The sequence below is a fragment of the Synechocystis sp. IPPAS B-1465 genome (genome assembly GCF_003015225.1).
Taxonomy (GTDB): Bacteria; Cyanobacteriota; Cyanobacteriia; order Cyanobacteriales; family Microcystaceae; genus Synechocystis.
This window is the reverse complement of the sequence record NZ_CP028094.1, coordinates 3,469,698-3,487,421: the sequence shown is the minus strand read 5'-3', so window position 1 is coordinate 3,487,421 and position 17,724 is coordinate 3,469,698. Positions and strand designations below refer to the sequence as shown.

The following is a 17,724-nucleotide window of genomic DNA, read 5'->3' as shown; positions in this document are numbered from 1 at the left end:
ACTTGCCTTCATATTTTCAATGGTTAGTATTGCTATTAGTATTTTAAATAACAAAAAAATGCGTGGATTTTCATCAGACTTCAGAAAAGTCAAAAAAATCAGTGAAACCGTAGAAACACAAGGAAAAAAAATACTTTTGAATACTTCCGATATCAATCAAGTGCAACAACAACTAAATGTATTAAGTAATCAAATTCAAAAATATAAAGAAAAAAATATTACTTTACACACAAAGGTAGCCGACCTGAGCAGTCAGTTAAATTATTTAAATTCAGTCAATCGATACCACGACAATCGGCCAAAAAGCTTTAATGTAAATGAACTTCAAGTAGGGGAAATAGAGCAACAAAAAGAACAAATTGATCAAGTAAAAATTATTCTTGAGCAGTACGCACAACTAAATGTCGATTATTTCAATCATCCTAACTTTATTCCTGTTGAGCTAACAGAAGAATCTAAAGACAATAGACGAGCTATTGATGGGGAACCAATTATAGAGTTTAAGTCAATTTCAGATAAAGCCAATGCTATTTACCTTATTTTTCAATTCAATAATCAGTTCTACTTAATTCCCAATGCTACCATGCCGAAAATATCAAGATTAATTAAACTAAATAATGATAGTAGAATATTTGAAATGAATGCCGTATCAGATAGATTTGAACTCAAGTTTCCTGCTCATTTAGAGTTAATTAAAGAAAATCATTGGAAGCTAACTTCAAAAGGGAGTTTTGGCGACAAATAAATGAATTTATGAATAGACTGAGAAATTTTGCAATTGTTTTTATTGTTGTAATAATTCGGAGCATTAGTCCAGTTTATGCTCAGCAAAATAATCCTTGTCCAGCAATGAGGGATTATCAGATGTCATTTTCTGATTTTAATTTGGACGTTTACGATATTCCCAATATTAATGGTGAAATTATTGCCGAAATTCCCGCTGGCAGAAGATTTGCTTTGTCTGACATCTATGCCAAATTTTATGACGGTTTTTGCTGGTATAAAATTGTCACTTTTTCTGTAGATGAAAGGGGCTGGATTGGTTTACGAACAAAGGAAAGTCAAGTTAATAATACCCCTTACTATCCAGACGAGTCGACCAGTCCAACCATTGCGCCGACGCCAACCCCCACAGTAAATTCGGGTAGGGCAGAAACCACCACTGAAATTGGTGTTCAGAAAAGCCAAGACTTGATAATTCTGATTTATTTGTTTATTGCTGGCACCATAGGTTTGAGTATCGTCGTCGGCAAGTTGGCAGTTGACTTGTTGAATGCTTTTTCAACTAAGCCTAGTAAAAATAAATCTCTCCAACAAATGGGAAGCAAAACTTTAAAAAAAATTACCGCTTCTAGGCTTACTAGGGGTGCAAAACGCAAAGTTATTAATGTTACCCAAACTGATATTGTTTTACCAGGTGAAAATCAACCGAATACACCAGATTCGATTATCGAGGCAGATGTTTATAATTATTTTTTAGAAAATAATTGTATCGATGCCAAAGGCCATGCAATAAGCAATGAAGAACAAGCTATAGATGCCTTAGTAGAAGTAGAAAATACCGAAAAATCAACCCAATCTTTTGGCCTCAGCTTAGAATATTGCATCACTAATTTTAACCAGGGCAATAAGAATTTTTTTGATGATCAATCCCAGTTCCAATACCTTAAGCCCACAGAAAGTGTTATCCATGGCAAGGCAGGCAATCTTAGTCTTGGCGATCGCCAGGAATTTGAAGAAGGAGAAAGGAGCCAAGCTTCCTATTTGGCCTTTACCATTGGGGAAGAAATTTGGTTAATTCCGAATCTAATGCTCAGCCGCTGGCAAAGACTACTGACTAACAGTTCCTTTTTTGACAGCTATGGCAATTTACAAAACCCTAACCTAGTCAAGCCCGCTAAACTTCTCCTAGTCGGCGATCGCCGTTGGCAAATAGTCGAAAAAGGCGTGTTTAATTAAAATCATTAACAGTAAGAGATAAATTAAACAACATGGCTGGCAATCAACCGGATAAATTAAATCAAGCTAAGCTGATTCAGTTGGAAAAAAATCAACTTAAGTTACAACAGGAGTTTGCGGCCCTACGATTTTTTCAAGCACAAAAAAATAATGAAGTTCAGACCCAGAGTAATGCTGACTTAATCAAAGAAATAGAAGTCCTTAAACAAAAAATCAGTCAAATTGAGACTGTAGTTAGCCGACCCACTGCCTTTCCCGCCGATGCCTATCCCCATTTAATAGTTGAACAACCCCCTCCTCTATTAGATTTACCCATCAGTAAAATTATTGACATTTATCACGAAACTCCCCAAATATTAGAAGTTTATTGTCAGCGGGTTTCTCTGTTAATTGACCAAGAAGATGTTCTAGAAAAAAATAATGTTGGTAACTTTTGGGTAATGCAACTCAAAAACCAAGGATTTTATCTATTTCCTCGTCCCGAATCCTTTAGCCATTTTAGTTCCCTGGCTAGCTTCGCCAAACTATTTAAAGCAACTAATGAAAACCCAGGGAAGAATTATCAATTTACTCTACAAGCACCGGCAAAATTGGACGTTTTAAAAATTGGTGAAAAATGGAAATTACTCAAAGCAGGCAAGATAGTTTTTGGTCAAAGTCCATTGGAATATGCTTGGCAACGGGAAATCACCACTGTGCGAACGGAATATGAAAAGTTCAATAAACTCTTAGATACTAGGGGAAGTGCGGGGTTAGATTTCACCTTAATTACCCAATATTGGCAACAATCATTAATGCATAAATATGGTGAATTAGTCACCTTAGCAATTAATACCTGTATGCCGATCGCCTATGCTATTTATAAAGGCCCCATGTTAGTGCCGTGCCAAATTTTATTGGGAGCTAATCCTTTGGTGGTGCCGGGTTGGGACCGGGGAATACCCTGGGATACGTCCATCTATTCCCAATTCCATAGCAAATTGAACAAAGATTATCTCCGTACCACCGCTGACCATCCCCTGTTACCCAATCAAATTTATCTGCGGGAAAGTAATGGCAAAACCCACCATACTTGGGCGATCGCTAAAAGTTATGAAGAGGCAACAGCAATTGTGCAAAGGCTAAATGGTCATTGGATTTCTTTAGATTAAAACCCTATTTAACTTCCGAATAACTACAAAGCTTTAAGTTTAAAATTAGCATCATTGAAGATAATCAAATTTGTTTGCAATTACAAATAATCATTGACGATAGACATAGCAGACCACTTATTGAGAATCGCCATCCCTACCATTGCTCCCAATAAATTAAGACACTGATAACGGAGGAGTAAACGCTTCAATTTTTCATTCCATCTCCTCGTTTGGCCAAAGCCCGCAGACGATCGCAGTCTAATAATTGGATCTCGGCTCCCTTGACGGCAATTAAATCTTCATTTTTTAATTGGTAGAAAGCTCTAGAAAGGGTGGCGGGAATAGTTCCTAATTGGGCGGCCAGTTGGCTTTTGGGTAAATCCAAAGTCACCCATAGAGATAATACCTCCACCGTTCCAGTGTCCACTCCCCCTAGCCGGAGCAGATAGCTAGCTAACCGTTGGGGCACATCTTTGAAGGATAATTCTTCGATTACAGCGGTTAAATGGCGCAGATGGCGAGATAGGCTGGACAACATATTCAAAGCCAGGGTGGGATGCTGGGCTAACATTTCTAAAAAAGGAGAACGTGGGAAAAAAATCATTTCTGCCTGGTCCAAAGTGGCCGCTGAAGCTGGAAAAGGAAGATTATCAAACACTGCTATTTCAGCAAAATGTTCTCCTCGATGAAAAATTCGCAAAATTTGCTCCTTTCCCCCTGGCGCAATTTTATAAATCTTGACCCGCCCGGATCGGACAATGAAAAATCCCTTCGGTTTATCCCCCTCTTTGAAAACCACATCCCCCTTGCCATAGCTTTTGACCTGGGCGATCGCCGTGATCATTTCCAGGTGATGGGAATCAATATTCTGAAACATCAGGGTTTTACTAAGCCAAAGGGCCAGATCCGGAGCAACAGTCATGGGATTTAGGAATTAAGAGCTTAATAATTTTTAATGATTTTTAATAACTTCTCGGGTTTTTGTCGTGACCATAATATTCACTAAATTTGTCAGTACTATTGACTAGGGTAACAGATGGCGTAAATTTTCTTGGCCATGGCTAATTTTAGTCAAATGAGTTTTGGGAAACCGTTGCCGTTGCCAGCATTGATGGCTCTTCCGGTTTGTGCCTATGCCCCTAGGTCTAGGGTTAGAATCCATAAATATCAGCTTCTGACTCCTAAAAACTTTAGATTTTCTCAAGGTTATTTTTGACTTAAGTCAAGGAAAAAATAAGGATAACTCATCTAAAGTAAAAGCAATTAAAACAGGAATGAATCTACCGAATCAGTGGAAATTTATTTCTAAAGAATTGTTAATTAATCGCCATTTTTTCATTCTTTGTGTATGGCAAATTCAACCTTTGATCTCCCGATCGCCACACCACCCCGGACTAAATCCTTCGGACTGCCTGCCTGGTTGGTACTGGTTTGCGTAGTTACTTTTTCTGTGCTCCTGGGGGCAGGGGCTGCTATCTATAAAAATGCTCCCCCCATTCCCGTCACGATGGTTTCTCCCCAACAGGAGATCGTTATGACCCAAGCAGAAGTGCAACGGGGCCAAGCAACTTACCTGGCCCGGGGGGGACAACATATTGGTAGTGTGTGGGGCCATGGCAGTTACCTTGCTCCCGATTGGACGGCGGATGTGTTGCACCGTTGGGGGCTGGCTACGGCCGGTGTGCTCTACGATGGCGATGCAAATTTTAGCCAAACGGATTTGGAAGCATTGCCACCAGTGGCACAGGCCCAACTCCAGGCAGAAGTGAAACAGGAGTTTAAACCTAACCGTTACGATCCAGAAACGGGGATTTTAAGCCTAACCAATGCCCAAACCCAGGGTTTAGCTCAGGTTTTTGATGATTATCAAGCTCTTTTGCTGAACGGCTCAGCTATTCACTCCATTCCGAGGGATTGGTTCCCAGAAGCTGGCGATCGCCATGACGTGACGGCCTTTTTTGCCTGGACTGCTTGGACTGCGGCGGCTAATCGCCCCAATTCTCCCCTGTCCTATACAGCCAACTGGCCCCACGATGATCTGATTGGCAACCAAGCCCCTGGTCAATTTATTGTCTGGTCCATTGTGTCGGTGATTGTCCTGATTGCGGCGATCGCCTTGTTCCTATTTGTGTATTTAACCCAAGAAGATGCGGAAGAAGTGCAGGCAGTGGCAGAACGACCAGCCCTCCGTCTAGCCACTCCGAGCCAAAGGATAACCACTCTGTTTTTTGGGGTGGCCATGGCTTTATTTGGAGTCCAGCTATTAATGGGGATGGTGACAGCCCATTACGCTGTGGAAGGGGAAGGATTTTACGGCATTCCCCTCCAGCAATATTTACCCTATGCGGCTTCCCGCACCTGGCATTTACAATTGGCAGTATTTTGGATCGCCACCTGTTGGTTAGCGGCGGGATTATATTTTGCCCCTCGCTTTGGCAAACATGAACCCAAGGGCCAGGCGATCGGCAATGGCATACTTTTAGCAGCTTTAACCCTCGTCGTCGTTGGTTCCCTCGTCGGGGCCTGGTTCGGCATCCAAGGTTACCTGGGCAACGATCAGAGTTTTTGGTTCGGTCACCAAGGCTATGAATATGTGGAATTGGGTCGGCTCTGGCAATTACTGCTCATCGGCGGCATGGTTTTCTGGCTCTGGCTAATGTTCCGAGCCCTGCGACCAGCCCTGAAAGCGGAGGGGAACAAAACCGGCCTAAATCACTTTTTCCTCTACAGTGCCATCACCATTCCCCTGTTCTATGCATCCGGGTTAATGTACACCAATCACACCCCCATCAGTGTGGCGGAATATTGGCGTTGGTGGGTAGTCCATCTCTGGGTGGAAGGCTTTTTTGAAGTGTTTGCCACGGTGGCGATCGCCTATCTATGTAGTGAATTAGGTTTCTTGAAACGCTCTGCGGCCCTGCGCGCAACCTATTTGACCACCATTTTGTACCTGGGTAGCGGGGTGATTGGTACTCTCCATCATCTCTATTTTGCTGGGACTCCGGTATTTATCGCCGCCATGGGAGCGGTGGCTTCCGCTCTGGAAGTGGTTCCTTTGACCCTAATTGGTTTTGAAGTGGTCAAATCCCTCAAACTCTCCCAGGAAGCCCAAGGTTTTTACCGTATGCCGCTGAAATTTTTCATTGCCACCTGTGTCTGGAACCTAGTGGGGGCAGGGGTTTTTGGTTTCCTGATCAATCCCCCCATTGTCCTCTACTATTCCCAGGGCATTAACACCACCCCCATCCATGCCCATTCTGCCCTCTTCGGCGTTTACGGTTCCCTGGCGATCGCCTTGATGCTGTTTGCCCTGCGGGAAATTACCCCCGACCAATTCTGGAATGAAAAGAAATTTAACTTTGCTTTCTGGTGGATCAATGGCGGCTTAGTAACCATGCTAGTCACGGGGCTGATTCCCAATGGCTTCTATCAACTGATGCAATCCATTAACCATGGCACTTGGTACGCCCGCAGTGCGGAGGTAATTGGTTCCAGTTGGATGCAGGGCACTGTTTGGTTGCGGATTCCCGGCGACTTGATCTTTGCTGTGGGGGCAATAGTGTTACTCTATGGCGTTGGCCAGGCCATCTGGGGCATTTTTCAACAACCCACCCAACCCCAACCGTTGGATGAAGTACAGGTGGAAACGCCTGCGACTTAATTGCTCTCCAATCCTAAAAATTGTTTAAAAAGTCCCCTGGCTCACCAAGTTGGGGGACAATTAACTCAAAATTTCCCAGTATTGCGACAGCTTTTGGGAAAAAAATTAGGTTAATAATTGCCAATATGGAAAAAAGGCGATCGCCGTGGAAATTAATTGGTCTTGGCAACGGTTTAATGATATTTCTGGGGAAGCAATGCACGAAATGCTTGCCCTACGGCAGGAAGTGTTTGTGGTAGAGCAGGGATGTTTATATCTAGACGCTGACGGGTTGGATAAACAATCATGGCACCTGTTTGGTCGCACCAATGATCAACAATTAGTGGCCTACGCACGACTGAATTTTCCCAATACCAGATACCCGGAACCATCTTTCGGTCGGGTGCTCACAAGTAAAGCAATAAGGGGAATGGGCGCTGGCAGGAAGATTGTCGCAGCCTGCATCCAGAAAAGCTTGCGGGAGTATCCAAACTTAGATCTGCAGATTTCAGCCCAGGCTCACCTTACCGAGTTTTATGCAGAATTTGGTTTTACAAAGGTTGGTGATCCCTATGATGACCACGGTATAGAACACATCAGTATGATTTTCCGTGTTCCGCCCAATGGGTGACCAATAGGACAATGCCTTTTAGTTACAATTGCTTATTACTGTTCTGGAAAAAGCCTTCCAGGAGGAGGCTTATGATGGGAACTACAAAGGCGAACTGTCCTAACACAAATATTTGTATTGCGGTAAATTAGTATTGCATAGGGCTTTTCCTGAAATTGCCTATTCCCAGGCTAAAATTCAAAGGATGAAAACAGACAAATGGTTTTACGAGTTATTTTTATCCCAGCCGGGGATGATGGCGGAGTTGGTGCCAGGCATTGAGCCGGAGTGGGAGTTTGTTTACAGTGCCCCGGTGGTGAAGGAAAAAGAGTTTCGCCTGGACGGGGTGTTTATGCCGGTGTCGGAGGATCCCCTAGTGCCCATAATTTTTGCTGAAGCCCAAATGCAGGCGGATGAGCAATTTTATGGACGTTATTTTGCGCAGCTATTCGTTTACCTTTACCAGTACAGGGTTAGCCGTGACTGGCGGGGACTAATGATTTTGCAGAGCCGGGAGCAACGATTGGGGAATGATTTGCCCTATCGGGATTTGTTGGCCCAGCGGGTGACTAGACTTTACCTAAGTGATTTGAGGACAGGGGAGGCATCAAGCCCTAATTTAGCTTTGTTGCAACTTTTGGTTGCGGACAAAAATAAAACCCTGGAACTGAGCAAGGGGTTATTAAGATCAGCACCGACTGACAATGAGTTTCAACGGCGGCTCAGTTTGATTGAGACTATACTGGCCAACAAGTTCCCTGACTTAACCAAGGAGATCATTATGCAAATGCTGGATCTGAAACAAATGGACATTACCAAGTCTCTGTTCTATCAAGAGATAATTCAGGAGGGACTTGAGGAAGGTCGCCAAAGAGGACTTGAAGAAGGTCGTCAAGAAGGTATTCAGGAGGGACTTGAGGAAGGTCGTCAGGAGGGGGAGGCTAATTTGATCGTGCGGCTGTTAACTAGGCGGCTGGGGGAATTATCTAATGAGCAGATTGGCCAAATTAGGGAGCTTGCTGTGCCTCAGTTGGAGGAGCTTGGGGAGGCATTGCTGGATTTCACCACCATGGCGGATTTGGAACAGTTTTTGGCTAATTTATATTAGGGATTGGGGAAAAAGCTAAACTTGATGACGCCGGCGGCCGTAGCTCCGGTAATAGCGATAATTAAAAGTCCAAATTTGGCGGTTTTGACTGTCTTCCAGTTTTCCCACTCTGTCGTCTAGGGAATTTAGTTTTTCTTCTACTCTGGCTTGGGAAACTTTGATGGTAGTCAGGTCAGACTCTATGCGCTCCAACCGGCTGTCAATCTTTGTCAGGATTGCTTCAAGGTCATTGTCGATGATAGTGGTCATGGGGCAACCTAAGCAAAAGAAGAATTTGACGGGACATGATCCATTGATTCCTATTTTACAAAAAAGGCTTCCGAAGGAGGGGCGGAATCGATGCCTTTCCCCCGGAAGGTGATCGCTGGAGGCGAAATCTATTTGCTGGCTCTGGGCCCGGATGAAGCGGCTGGGGCCCTAGGTTCCCGCAAAGTTTGGGCAAACCCTTCGGTGGCGTTGGGTTTGAGCACCAGACTTTTGGCTGGCTTGGGGATAACCACAGTGGTATTGACTTTTTCGGCCATGGCCAAGCTAGGACTCAAGGTAATTGCCAGACTAAGGGAAAAAATAAATAGGCGCATGGTGATACCTCCGAGCCGAAGCTAGGGATGCTCCATACGCACTCTCTCCCGGCGATCGGCTAGCAATTAATTGGTGGTAAAGGTGGCGGTAACAGGGCCAACAGGCAATTCTTTGGGCCAGGGCAAAACAAAACGGCGTTTATTGCCGGCTAGTATGTTCTCCCCAATGACCCCTTTCAGTTGTTCATCCCCACTTAAAGTGACAGTTTTTCCCTCTGAAGTCAGATTGACTGTCAAACCCCTGAGTAGTTGATGGGCAGTTCCTTGATTCTCGAAATTAAGTACTAACTTCTGGGAACCATCTTCTGTAGTTGAGGGCTCGGCACCTTCTAGAAACACTTTGGGAGAGGCATTAGGAGGGGTAACATAGATCGTGCCCACATACCTAAATAGAACCTTGATGTCAGCAACTCTACGGTCGGTCGGCATATCAACTGTTGGCTGAAGATCATCAATGGGCACTTGTTCGGCAATAATCCTATAAGGGAGTTCCTGCGCCGGAGTGGGATTGCCTACCCAAACAACCCTTACTGCCTGCACTTGATTGGGCCTGAGAATCACCTGGGGGGGATAAAGAACAAAATTTTCCTCTTCTATAGGTAGTTCCTCCACTCCATCTATAGACATCTTCCGGCCAGCAACACTAAGTTGAACGGCTACGGGCTGGGTGCCAGTGCTTTGGAGCAGGAATGAGCGGCTTGCTCCGCCCCCGACGGGGCTTAATCTCATTTCCATAGGGGATAATTGGAAAGAGGGAGAAGCGTCTACCCTTGTCGGTAGTGTCAGATTGAAAACAATACTTCCTAGCAAGCTACACGCAAGAGCAGGTAGGGCAGACATCTGACTAGAACGTTGATAAGAAATCCTCACTACAACTACCCTCCGATAAAAGTAGGCGTCCGACAACATTTCAGCTTAGCTAAACTTCGTGCGAACGCCAATTCCCTTAATTTAACTATTTATTTGTCAATGTGAAAGTAAGGGTATCTGAATAAGTACCAGCAGGCTTACTAACAACTTGCTCTTCTGCGATTGCAATTTTAACATCGCGGTCACAACCAGTAGCATCAGAACAATCTGGTATGTCAGCCGATGGAGTTTCCATATCTCCTACACCAGCAGCAAGTGTTTTATCTGACCCGTTATAGTTGATAGTGTAGATAATGGTATCGCCAGCATCCGGATGTTTAAGCACTCCCCCAGCCGCACTTGCCGTAACTCCATTAGCCGAACTCACTGACACAGTAAAACCCAAATAACTGTTAGATTTGACGTTGACATTTCCGATAGAAGTCAACGTTAATTCCCCGTTGTTAGTAAGAACAATAGCCTTCCCTTCAGTCTCTTTGGAGGGGGACCAAGTCAAAGTCTCCATCTCAGGATTATTAGCAAATACATTAGCACCTTCAGCAAAAGCGGAAGAGCCAAAACCGACTAGGGAAGTCAGAACTAAACCAGAAGCTAGAAGAACTTGATTGAATTTAGTGAACATAATTTGTCGCCTCCTTCCCGTGGCCTCGTGGGTGGTAACTCGATGTATCGCTCGTCGGTCTTGGGAAATGAATGTTGTTTTTTTCTTTACTTCTTTATTGTAGGGAAATGACAATTTGTGCGTATTGGCACTAATACTGGACTTTCACTAAATTTGAATTTTTTACTGCTCCGTAGAAATACGATTTTTTGTAACAAAAACCACACAAATCGAGAAATGTATTGTCCCTAATCACTCAATGGTTGTGACCCAGATCACAACTGTTGTGTATCTAGATCAAGATAGGGTTTTCCTGAAAAAGAAAGCTGTTTACGTCAATTCTGAATAGTTTCTTGAGAGGGTGATTGTGAAGTTGTGTTAATCAAGCTCTGGTTACTGTCCTTATTCCTCTTCGGGATGTTGACGCTTAGAATATTGACCAACGTTTAAAAGTCCATACCGTGAAACTTTATCTAGACACCAGCGTGTTGAATCGGGTTTTTGACGATCAAACCCAGGCAAGGATTGCCTTAAAGACCCAAGCTCTGAGGATGATTTTGCAACTGGTGGAAACAGAAGAGGTCGAATTTCTCAACTCGGCAGTCTTAGAGTTTGAAGCTCAGAAAAATCCCTATCCGCCAAGACAACGTTGGGTACAGCAGTGTTTAGCCCTAGCCAAAGCCTATGTGCCCATGGATGAAGAGATTGTGGCTAGGGGGCAATCCTTAGAGCAAATGGGAGTGAAATCCATTGATGCCTTGCACATGGCCAGCGCAGAAAAGGGTGGATGTGATTATTTTTTAGCCTGTGATGATCGATTGCTCCGTCGTTATCATGGAAAAGTCAAAGCCCTAAATCCAGTAAGCTTCATTTTATTATTAACAGAGGGAGAGCGATGAATCTCAAGATCCCCAAGGAACAAGATGTGGTAGAAGAAGCCTTACTAATTCTGGAACAGAAACTTCCCCCATCAAAACTGGCTCTATTGCTTTCCCGATGGCAATCAGATCAGGGAGATTATTTAAAAACGCGGGACGAACTGTTCAAATGTGAAACGGTAGAATCGTTGGCCACAGATATTTTAGAGTTTGAGGCCCGACGAGCATCTTCCCAACAAGCTGAAACATAGGCCAAAGCCTGTTGAATATCCTCCTCTTCCAACTCTGGAAATTCCTGGTAGAGTTAGTTCATGGCGGTCTGGATAGGTAGCAAGTAAATCGATTACCCTTTTCACTGTCAAACGTTGTCCCCGAATACAGGGTTGACCATTCATTTGATTGGGGTTGATGGTGATCCGTTCAAGTTTCATGGGGATAACCCGTTTCTGAGCCGACGGGATTAGGCAGATCCGCCCACCAAATTTCGCCCCGATACATTACCAGTCCTCGGAGGGCAGAGACAAAAATTGCATCCCGGCCATAATTGGATCTAGAGCAGAAGTTTCTTCGGCATAAACTTGATTCAGCCTCTGCAAAATTTCTCCCCTTCTATACTTCTCCAAGTGGGCCTTCAGCGCATTTGTATAAAGCTCACTACGGGACAAACCCAATTGCTGAGCGAGGGCCTCTGCCTCATGAAAAACCGAATCTGGAAGGGAAATTGCTGTTTTTATTTGCATTTAGCCAATCTGACAGGGCACTCTACACTCTAGTTATACCTTAGTCAGACCGTAATCCTGCCAGGGGACATAATTAGGCAATCAGTTAACAGCCTGTTTTAAAAGCCCCCCTGACCCCCCAAATTTGGGGGGAAACTGAGTGAAAGTCCCCAACAACAAGTCAACATTCTTGTGCCAGGATTAGGGAATGTCTCCCTAGCGTCCCACTTTGTCACGGGGAAAGAACTTTTGGCATCAAAACCCCGCCGTTACCTAACCATCCATGGAATTTGACCCCGATTCCCTCGTTTTTAATGCCAGGTATGACCTGTTTCAGCTTTTGGTGAATCACTTTAACGTCATTGCCTGCCTGTATCCCCGTTTGTTTGCCGTATCCGTCGCCCGCATTTCCTCTCAACGACCAAACAAAAAGAAAGTCAAAATTTTTACCCTACAAAGCGAAGCCCTAACCTACTTTGAACAACAGCCAGAGCCATTGGTGGTGGTCATTTGCCAACGGTTAGAGGATGGTTCCGGTTTAGACCTGCTGAAACAACTCAAAGCCCATGCCCGATCGCCGCAGTGTTTACTATTGCTGTTGAATGACCATGCGGCCATTGTGGAAGAAGCCCAGCAGTACGGAGCCGATGCCATCTTTTTAGAATCTAGTTTGGGTAATGGGGAAATTAATTTGGCGGTGGAATGTCTACTCCAGGGCAGAACTTACATTGACAGTCGCCTTGAGGCGATCGCCGATTATCGCAAATCTCAGAAGGATGAATTGACCCAGCGGGAAGTGGCCATTTTAAGGTTAGTGGCGGAAGGCAAAACCAATAGCGAAATTGGCCAGGAATTACATCTCGCCAGCTCCACGGTGCGGGAATATGTGCAGACCATTATGCGTAAACTCAACGCCAGGGACAGAACCTCAGCGGCGATCGCCGGGTTAAGGGAAGGGTACCTAACCTAACTTATTTTGACGAAACAGATTTGAACCCTACCAATCCAGCACAGGTTTTTCTGTCCCCTGCTCCCGTTTCCTTTTGGCATCCTTTTCAAACCAAGCAATGATAATTTCCGGGGTGAGGTCGGCGATCGCCAATTGTTCCTCCGCCGCAATGGTTTGCAAAAGCCGGAAGGAAGAAATGGTGAGGCGGGTGAGAAACTTTTCCGACTGACTGAGCAGGGCCCCATCAACAGCGTGGGACTCAGCGGGGGTGAGGAATTGTTGTCCGGCTTCCATGGGCATAGATGATTGATGGTGGGAGAAGTTTACAAACTAGGTAAAACCTGGCTAATTTTTTCAGCCACCGTTTGCACCGTTTCGGTTTCCATTTCCGGCCAGATGGGTAAACTCAACACCTCCGTGGCCAGGCGATCGCTGATGGGGTTGGGGGCATACTGACCCCGGTACACCGGCAATTGATCCTGGGGCACAGGGTAATAGATCATGGTACTAATCCCCATGCCTTGCATTGCGTTAGCGAGGGCGTCCCTTTGACCGTTCAAAATCCGCAGGGTGTATTGGTGAAACACATGGCCAGCAGTGATGGTGGGGGTAATAATGCCTTCCACCCCTTGGAACAGATCATTATAGGTCTGAGCCACCCGACGACGGCCCAGGCTCCATTCCTTTAAATGGGATAGTTTGACGTTCAAAATGGCCGCTTGCAACGCATCTAAGCGGGAGTTATAGCCCAGCATTTCGTTTTGATAGCGTTGTTTAGAACCATGCACCCTCAGACAGCGGGCCAAATCGGCGATCGCCGGATCGTTAGTGGTGATCAAACCACCGTCACCATAGGCTCCCAGATTTTTAGTGGGAAAAAAGGAAAATGCGCCCACATCCCCCATGGCCCCAGTGTATTGACCCACTAGGGCTTGTCTAACTTGGTCATCACAGCCCTGGTCACAACCCAAGCAATCACCGGCATAGATAGCCCCAAAGGACTGGGCACAATCTTCAATAATTTTCAAACCATGGGCATCGGCAAGGGCTTTAATTTGGGCCATGGCTGCCGGCTGACCGAATAAATGCACTGGCATAATCGCCTTGGTGCGGGGGGTGATGGCCGCCTTGATTTTGTCGGGATCAAGGTTAAAATCGGTGATCGCCACATCTACAAAAACCGGTTTAGCCCCCACATTACTAATGGATTCCGCCGTGGCAAAAAAGGAAAAGGGGGTGGTAATTACTTCGTCCCCCGGGCCAATGCCCAATGCCCTTAGGCCAATCATCAGGGCATCGGTGCCGGAATTAACCCCAATGGCATATTTCACCCCCAGATAATCGGCGGCGGCTTGCTCAAAATCTGCAACGGTTTTGCCCAAAATGAATTGTCCCGATTCCAAGACACCATTCACCGCCTGTTGAATTTCGGCTTTGATCCTTTGGTACTGGGGCTTAAGGTCAAGGATGGGGATGTTCATCGAGCTGATTAACTAGTTATGGGGTGGAAAAATAGCGGTGTTGGGCTGAAAAGATGTCCATCAAATTCTAGGGCATGGCCGTCCCTTAGTTGAACAGATTAGCCGCCCACCATCCATGCAGTAGCTGGAAATGGGTTTACGTTGCTCAATGTCTTTATCTCTTTCCCATTGGCAACATTCCTTAAGAAAGTAAAACAAGAGTATTTTTGTTCAAATCTCCGCCTGGCCGCTGAAGACTCTCTGGGCTGGCCCCGTCATATAAAGCCGATTGTCCTGGGCAGACCATTCAATTTCCAAGTTGCCACCGGGTAATTCCACCGTGCAACGGCGATCGCCCCGGCCGGTCAATACTGCCGCCACCACTGTGGCACAGGCCCCTGTTCCACAAGCTAGAGTAATACCCGCTCCCCGTTCCCAGACCCGCATTTTCAGGCGATCGCTTCCTAAAACCTGGATAAACTCCGTATTAGTACGTTGGGAAAATTGGGGGTGATGCTCAAACAAAGGACCAATCTCAGTCAGGTTGAGGCTGTCCACATCATCCACAAAGGTCAAACAGTGGGGATTACCCATGCTCACACAGGTCACCGCCCAGGTTTGCCCCGCTACGGCCAAGGGCAGATCCACCACTTTTTCCCCCGCTGGCGCTAGGGTGGTGGGAATAAGCTCCGCCAATAATTGGGGTTCCCCCATATCTACTTTGACCTGGCCGTCGGCCAACAGTTGGGGCGTAATTACCCCCGCCAACGTGTGGATGCGATAGGTCTTTTCCTCCACCCCTTCTAGGTCTGCCAAAAACTTGGCCAAACAACGGATGCCATTGCCGCACATTTCCGGCTCCGAACCGTCGGAATTAAAAATCCGCATGGTGTAGTCCGTTCCCCCCTGCCCCGGCAAAGCAAAAATCACCCCGTCCGCCCCAATGCCAAAATGGCGATCGCACAACTGTTGGGCTTGGTCTGGGGTTAAGCAGGGTTCCGTACTTTGGCGGTTATCCACCAAAATAAAGTCGTTGCCGAGACCGTGGTATTTACTAAAGCTAAGGGCCATGGGATCAGGTTAGAGGGAAACTAAAGTCAGGCGATCGCCGTTGGGAATAATAAAGAAACTATTGCCATCAGTATTTTACGGCAATTTTGTCAGGAAAAGAAAGAGAATTACTACTAATTAGGAAATTGGTGCCAAACTTTGTTCAATTACACTTTCAATTTGATTTTGCTGGAGCACTTTTTTAAGTTTTGTCGCCTGGTGATGGTACATTTTAACGGGTAAAGTTGCCGGTAAGTTATTCATTGTTTCCGTTGCGATTTTTAAGGAACAACCCGCAATGCGAGCGATGGCGCTAATGCCGTCGAAAACAGACATTTTAGAACTAGCTTTAATAATTTTAAGTTTCCATTGCTTGGGCTTTAAATCACCTGCTTCAATCGATTGTAAACCTGCCATTGTTGCTAGAACAATTAGCAAATTTCCAGGCATTAATGATCGGTCTTCCGAGGGCAAAAAAATCGCTTCATCTTCGGATTTATCTTGATAAATTATTGGCACTACTCCATAACCATAGGCCACCTCTGCAATTGATAAACCCTGGAGCGTATCCTGTTCTTCAATATAATATTGGGTGACTAAAACCGTCTGTTCTTGCCAACAGGATAAACCGAGAATGTTTTCGCCAAAGGCTGCCCCTGTAAACACTTCCGCCGCTGCTACATAGGGATCAATAATAATTGCTTCTGGTAATAATCGTCCTAGATTTTTGGTTAAGGTATCGCCATTGGTGCGAATTACTAATTGACAATGGGGATTAATTTTTTGAGTCAGTAACGCCGTTTCAATATTAACAATGTCGTCATCGGTGACCACAATGACACTACTGGCGGTTTCTAAGTTAGCTAACTGTAAACTATCGACTAAATTATGGCCATAAATTAAGGGAAGATCTAAAAAATCTGACTGGCTAGTAATAGGATTAAAAGTTAATCCCAACACATTAATTTTTAATTCCCGCAATTTCTTGGTAATTTCTTGACCTAACTTACCTAAGCCAATAACCACCACATGGTCAGCTTCGGGAATAGGGGGACGTTTATTATAAAATTGAAATTTAGATGATAATAAAGCCTGGGTTAATAGGGCGTATAAAACTCCGACAAAGGCAGTGCCGGTAACAGTGAGAGCCAGGCTAAATAACTGTAACCATTCCGGCAAAGTTGATATGGGTTCAAAGGAGTCGAACAGGTCAGAGTAACCGCCTAAGAGTAAAATAGCAGTGACGTAAAAGGAAGAAACCAAGGTGGTGCCGGGGTAAAAGAAGCGGAATAATACCGTTCCCGTAATTAAAAGCAGAAACACTACCAAGCCATAGATAATAGCAACCCTCGCCACCTGCTGCTTAAGGCTTAGCCCCCAAAAATTTTTGACCCAGTCACTAATTTTGGTCTGTATCAAACTGCGATAATATAGAAAATTTAGACTAATCTTTTTTCTATTTGGATTAATGCCATAGCCCTTGTTAAGGGAATAATTATCCTCTGTTTCCACGTAAATAATCGTATCCTGGGGCTGAATTTTTGCTTCTGGATGCCAGCAGTGAAACTCAATGGATTGGGACGGAGAGTCGCCCTGCCGATCGTGGCTGAGAATACGGCGGTGACGATTATTAATTTCATCCACACAACTGTAGCTGAGCCAATGGTGATAACCGGGAACTTGCAAGCGATTGATTCTGATTTTTATCCCTCCTAAATTGAGCAGACTAATGGTTTCTTTGCCCAGGGCAGAAAGGGCATAAGCATTGGCTGGCAAATGTTTGGGTTCATAGGCAATAAAATTCCCTAATTCGTTACTCAATAAAAAATTAAGATTATCCCGTACACTTCTGACAACTAAACGGGTATTAGCATTTAAAGTACGAATGGTTATGGCTGTTTCAAGATTAATTTTTTCGACTGTGGTAACAATTAAAGCAGCTCGAATTTGACTAATAGGCAACTGGAGTAAAATATTAGCTTGACTACAGTCGCCAATAATTAATCGGTCTAGGTAATGGTCTAAATTTTTAATTTCCCACTGGGGCGGTGGCTGTTTTTCAATGGCAATTACCTTAACGCCAAATTTTTTCAGCGCAACAACGCAATGTTGTCCCAGATACCCTAACCCACAAACTAAAAAATAGTCCATAAAAGTCTTGCTGAT

At 44.9% G+C, this 17,724-nt stretch carries 19 protein-coding genes; 9 read left to right on the top strand and 10 right to left on the bottom strand.

Annotated features, from left to right (window positions below):
- The first annotated feature begins 19 nt into the window (after positions 1-19).
- The 3 genes from C7I86_RS16265 to C7I86_RS16255 all read left to right on the top strand — a co-directional run bounded on the left by C7I86_RS16265 (position 20) and on the right by C7I86_RS16255 (position 3,110).
- The gene (locus C7I86_RS16265) at positions 20-745 is read left to right on the top strand and encodes a hypothetical protein (RefSeq protein ID WP_020861892.1); all 726 of its coding nucleotides are present in this window, start codon (positions 20-22) and stop codon (positions 743-745) included.
- Between the two features lie 119 nt (positions 746-864).
- On the top strand, positions 865-1,959 hold the full coding sequence (locus tag C7I86_RS16260) for a hypothetical protein (protein WP_020861893.1): 1,095 nt from the start codon (positions 865-867) through the stop codon (positions 1,957-1,959).
- A gap of 32 nt (positions 1,960-1,991) precedes the next feature.
- The gene (locus C7I86_RS16255) at positions 1,992-3,110 is read left to right on the top strand and encodes a hypothetical protein (RefSeq protein ID WP_010874278.1); all 1,119 of its coding nucleotides are present in this window, start codon (positions 1,992-1,994) and stop codon (positions 3,108-3,110) included.
- Between the two features lie 187 nt (positions 3,111-3,297).
- On the opposite strand, the gene C7I86_RS16250 is transcribed toward C7I86_RS16255, so the two are convergent.
- Positions 3,298-4,014, bottom strand: coding sequence for a Crp/Fnr family transcriptional regulator (locus C7I86_RS16250; RefSeq protein WP_010874277.1), 717 nt, complete (start codon positions 4,012-4,014; stop codon positions 3,298-3,300).
- A 426-nt stretch (positions 4,015-4,440) separates the two neighbouring features.
- Between C7I86_RS16250 and C7I86_RS16245 the strand changes: the two genes are divergently transcribed.
- From C7I86_RS16245 to C7I86_RS16235, 3 genes are all read left to right on the top strand, one after another.
- Entirely contained in the window at positions 4,441-6,753 is a 2,313-nt protein-coding gene (locus C7I86_RS16245) for a nitric-oxide reductase large subunit (protein ID WP_010874276.1), read from the top strand.
- Between the two features lie 145 nt (positions 6,754-6,898).
- The gene (locus tag C7I86_RS16240; protein ID WP_010874275.1) at positions 6,899-7,363 is read left to right on the top strand and encodes a GNAT family N-acetyltransferase; all 465 of its coding nucleotides are present in this window, start codon (positions 6,899-6,901) and stop codon (positions 7,361-7,363) included.
- 184 nt (positions 7,364-7,547) lie between these two features.
- Complete coding sequence (locus C7I86_RS16235; RefSeq protein ID WP_010874274.1) at positions 7,548-8,450, top strand: DUF2887 domain-containing protein; 903 nt, start codon at positions 7,548-7,550, stop codon at positions 8,448-8,450.
- A gap of 15 nt (positions 8,451-8,465) precedes the next feature.
- Here the strand turns inward: C7I86_RS16235 and C7I86_RS16230 are convergent, their stop codons facing one another.
- The 4 genes from C7I86_RS16230 to C7I86_RS16215 all read right to left on the bottom strand — a co-directional run bounded on the left by C7I86_RS16230 (position 8,466) and on the right by C7I86_RS16215 (position 10,523).
- On the bottom strand, positions 8,466-8,699 hold the full coding sequence (locus tag C7I86_RS16230; RefSeq protein WP_020861896.1) for a hypothetical protein: 234 nt from the start codon (positions 8,697-8,699) through the stop codon (positions 8,466-8,468).
- 128 nt (positions 8,700-8,827) lie between these two features.
- Positions 8,828-9,031, bottom strand: coding sequence for a hypothetical protein (locus tag C7I86_RS16225; protein ID WP_010874273.1), 204 nt, complete (start codon positions 9,029-9,031; stop codon positions 8,828-8,830).
- Positions 9,032-9,097: 66 nt separating this feature from the next.
- Complete coding sequence (locus C7I86_RS16220) at positions 9,098-9,766, bottom strand: fimbria/pilus periplasmic chaperone (RefSeq protein WP_223211310.1); 669 nt, start codon at positions 9,764-9,766, stop codon at positions 9,098-9,100.
- A 220-nt stretch (positions 9,767-9,986) separates the two neighbouring features.
- Positions 9,987-10,523 (bottom strand): hypothetical protein, encoded by a 537-nt coding sequence (locus tag C7I86_RS16215; RefSeq protein ID WP_010874271.1) that lies wholly within the window; start codon positions 10,521-10,523, stop codon positions 9,987-9,989.
- A gap of 440 nt (positions 10,524-10,963) precedes the next feature.
- Here C7I86_RS16215 and C7I86_RS16210 point away from each other — a divergent pair, with 440 nt between their 5' ends.
- Both C7I86_RS16210 and C7I86_RS18985 read left to right on the top strand, forming a co-directional pair.
- A complete protein-coding gene (locus C7I86_RS16210; RefSeq protein WP_010874270.1) occupies positions 10,964-11,401 on the top strand; it encodes a PIN domain-containing protein in 438 nt (145 codons plus the stop codon).
- On the top strand, positions 11,398-11,631 hold the full coding sequence (locus tag C7I86_RS18985; protein ID WP_020861899.1) for a hypothetical protein: 234 nt from the start codon (positions 11,398-11,400) through the stop codon (positions 11,629-11,631). Before C7I86_RS16210 ends, C7I86_RS18985 begins: the two co-directional genes overlap by 4 nt.
- Here C7I86_RS18985 and C7I86_RS16205 read toward each other — a convergent pair.
- Entirely contained in the window at positions 11,584-11,775 is a 192-nt protein-coding gene (locus tag C7I86_RS16205; RefSeq protein ID WP_230401116.1) for a DUF433 domain-containing protein, read from the bottom strand. The genes C7I86_RS18985 and C7I86_RS16205 overlap by 48 nt on opposite strands.
- A 607-nt stretch (positions 11,776-12,382) precedes the next feature.
- Here C7I86_RS16205 and C7I86_RS16195 point away from each other — a divergent pair.
- Positions 12,383-13,069 (top strand): response regulator transcription factor, encoded by a 687-nt coding sequence (locus tag C7I86_RS16195; RefSeq protein ID WP_010874269.1) that lies wholly within the window; start codon positions 12,383-12,385, stop codon positions 13,067-13,069.
- Between the two features lie 27 nt (positions 13,070-13,096).
- On the opposite strand, the gene C7I86_RS16190 is transcribed toward C7I86_RS16195, so the two are convergent.
- The 4 genes from C7I86_RS16190 to C7I86_RS16175 form a co-directional block, all read right to left on the bottom strand.
- A complete protein-coding gene (locus C7I86_RS16190; protein ID WP_010874268.1) occupies positions 13,097-13,348 on the bottom strand; it encodes a hypothetical protein in 252 nt (83 codons plus the stop codon).
- A 23-nt stretch (positions 13,349-13,371) separates the two neighbouring features.
- Positions 13,372-14,529 carry a DegT/DnrJ/EryC1/StrS aminotransferase family protein gene (locus C7I86_RS16185; RefSeq protein WP_010874267.1) on the bottom strand — a complete coding sequence of 386 codons (1,158 nt, stop codon included), beginning with the start codon at positions 14,527-14,529 and terminating at the stop codon, positions 13,372-13,374.
- Positions 14,530-14,739: 210 nt separating this feature from the next.
- Positions 14,740-15,579: a diaminopimelate epimerase gene (dapF, locus tag C7I86_RS16180; protein ID WP_010874266.1), complete on the bottom strand. Its 840-nt coding sequence runs from the start codon at positions 15,577-15,579 to the stop codon at positions 14,740-14,742.
- Between the two features lie 117 nt (positions 15,580-15,696).
- The gene (locus tag C7I86_RS16175; protein WP_010874265.1) at positions 15,697-17,709 is read right to left on the bottom strand and encodes an NAD-binding protein; all 2,013 of its coding nucleotides are present in this window, start codon (positions 17,707-17,709) and stop codon (positions 15,697-15,699) included.
- Positions 17,710-17,724 lie beyond the last annotated feature (15 nt).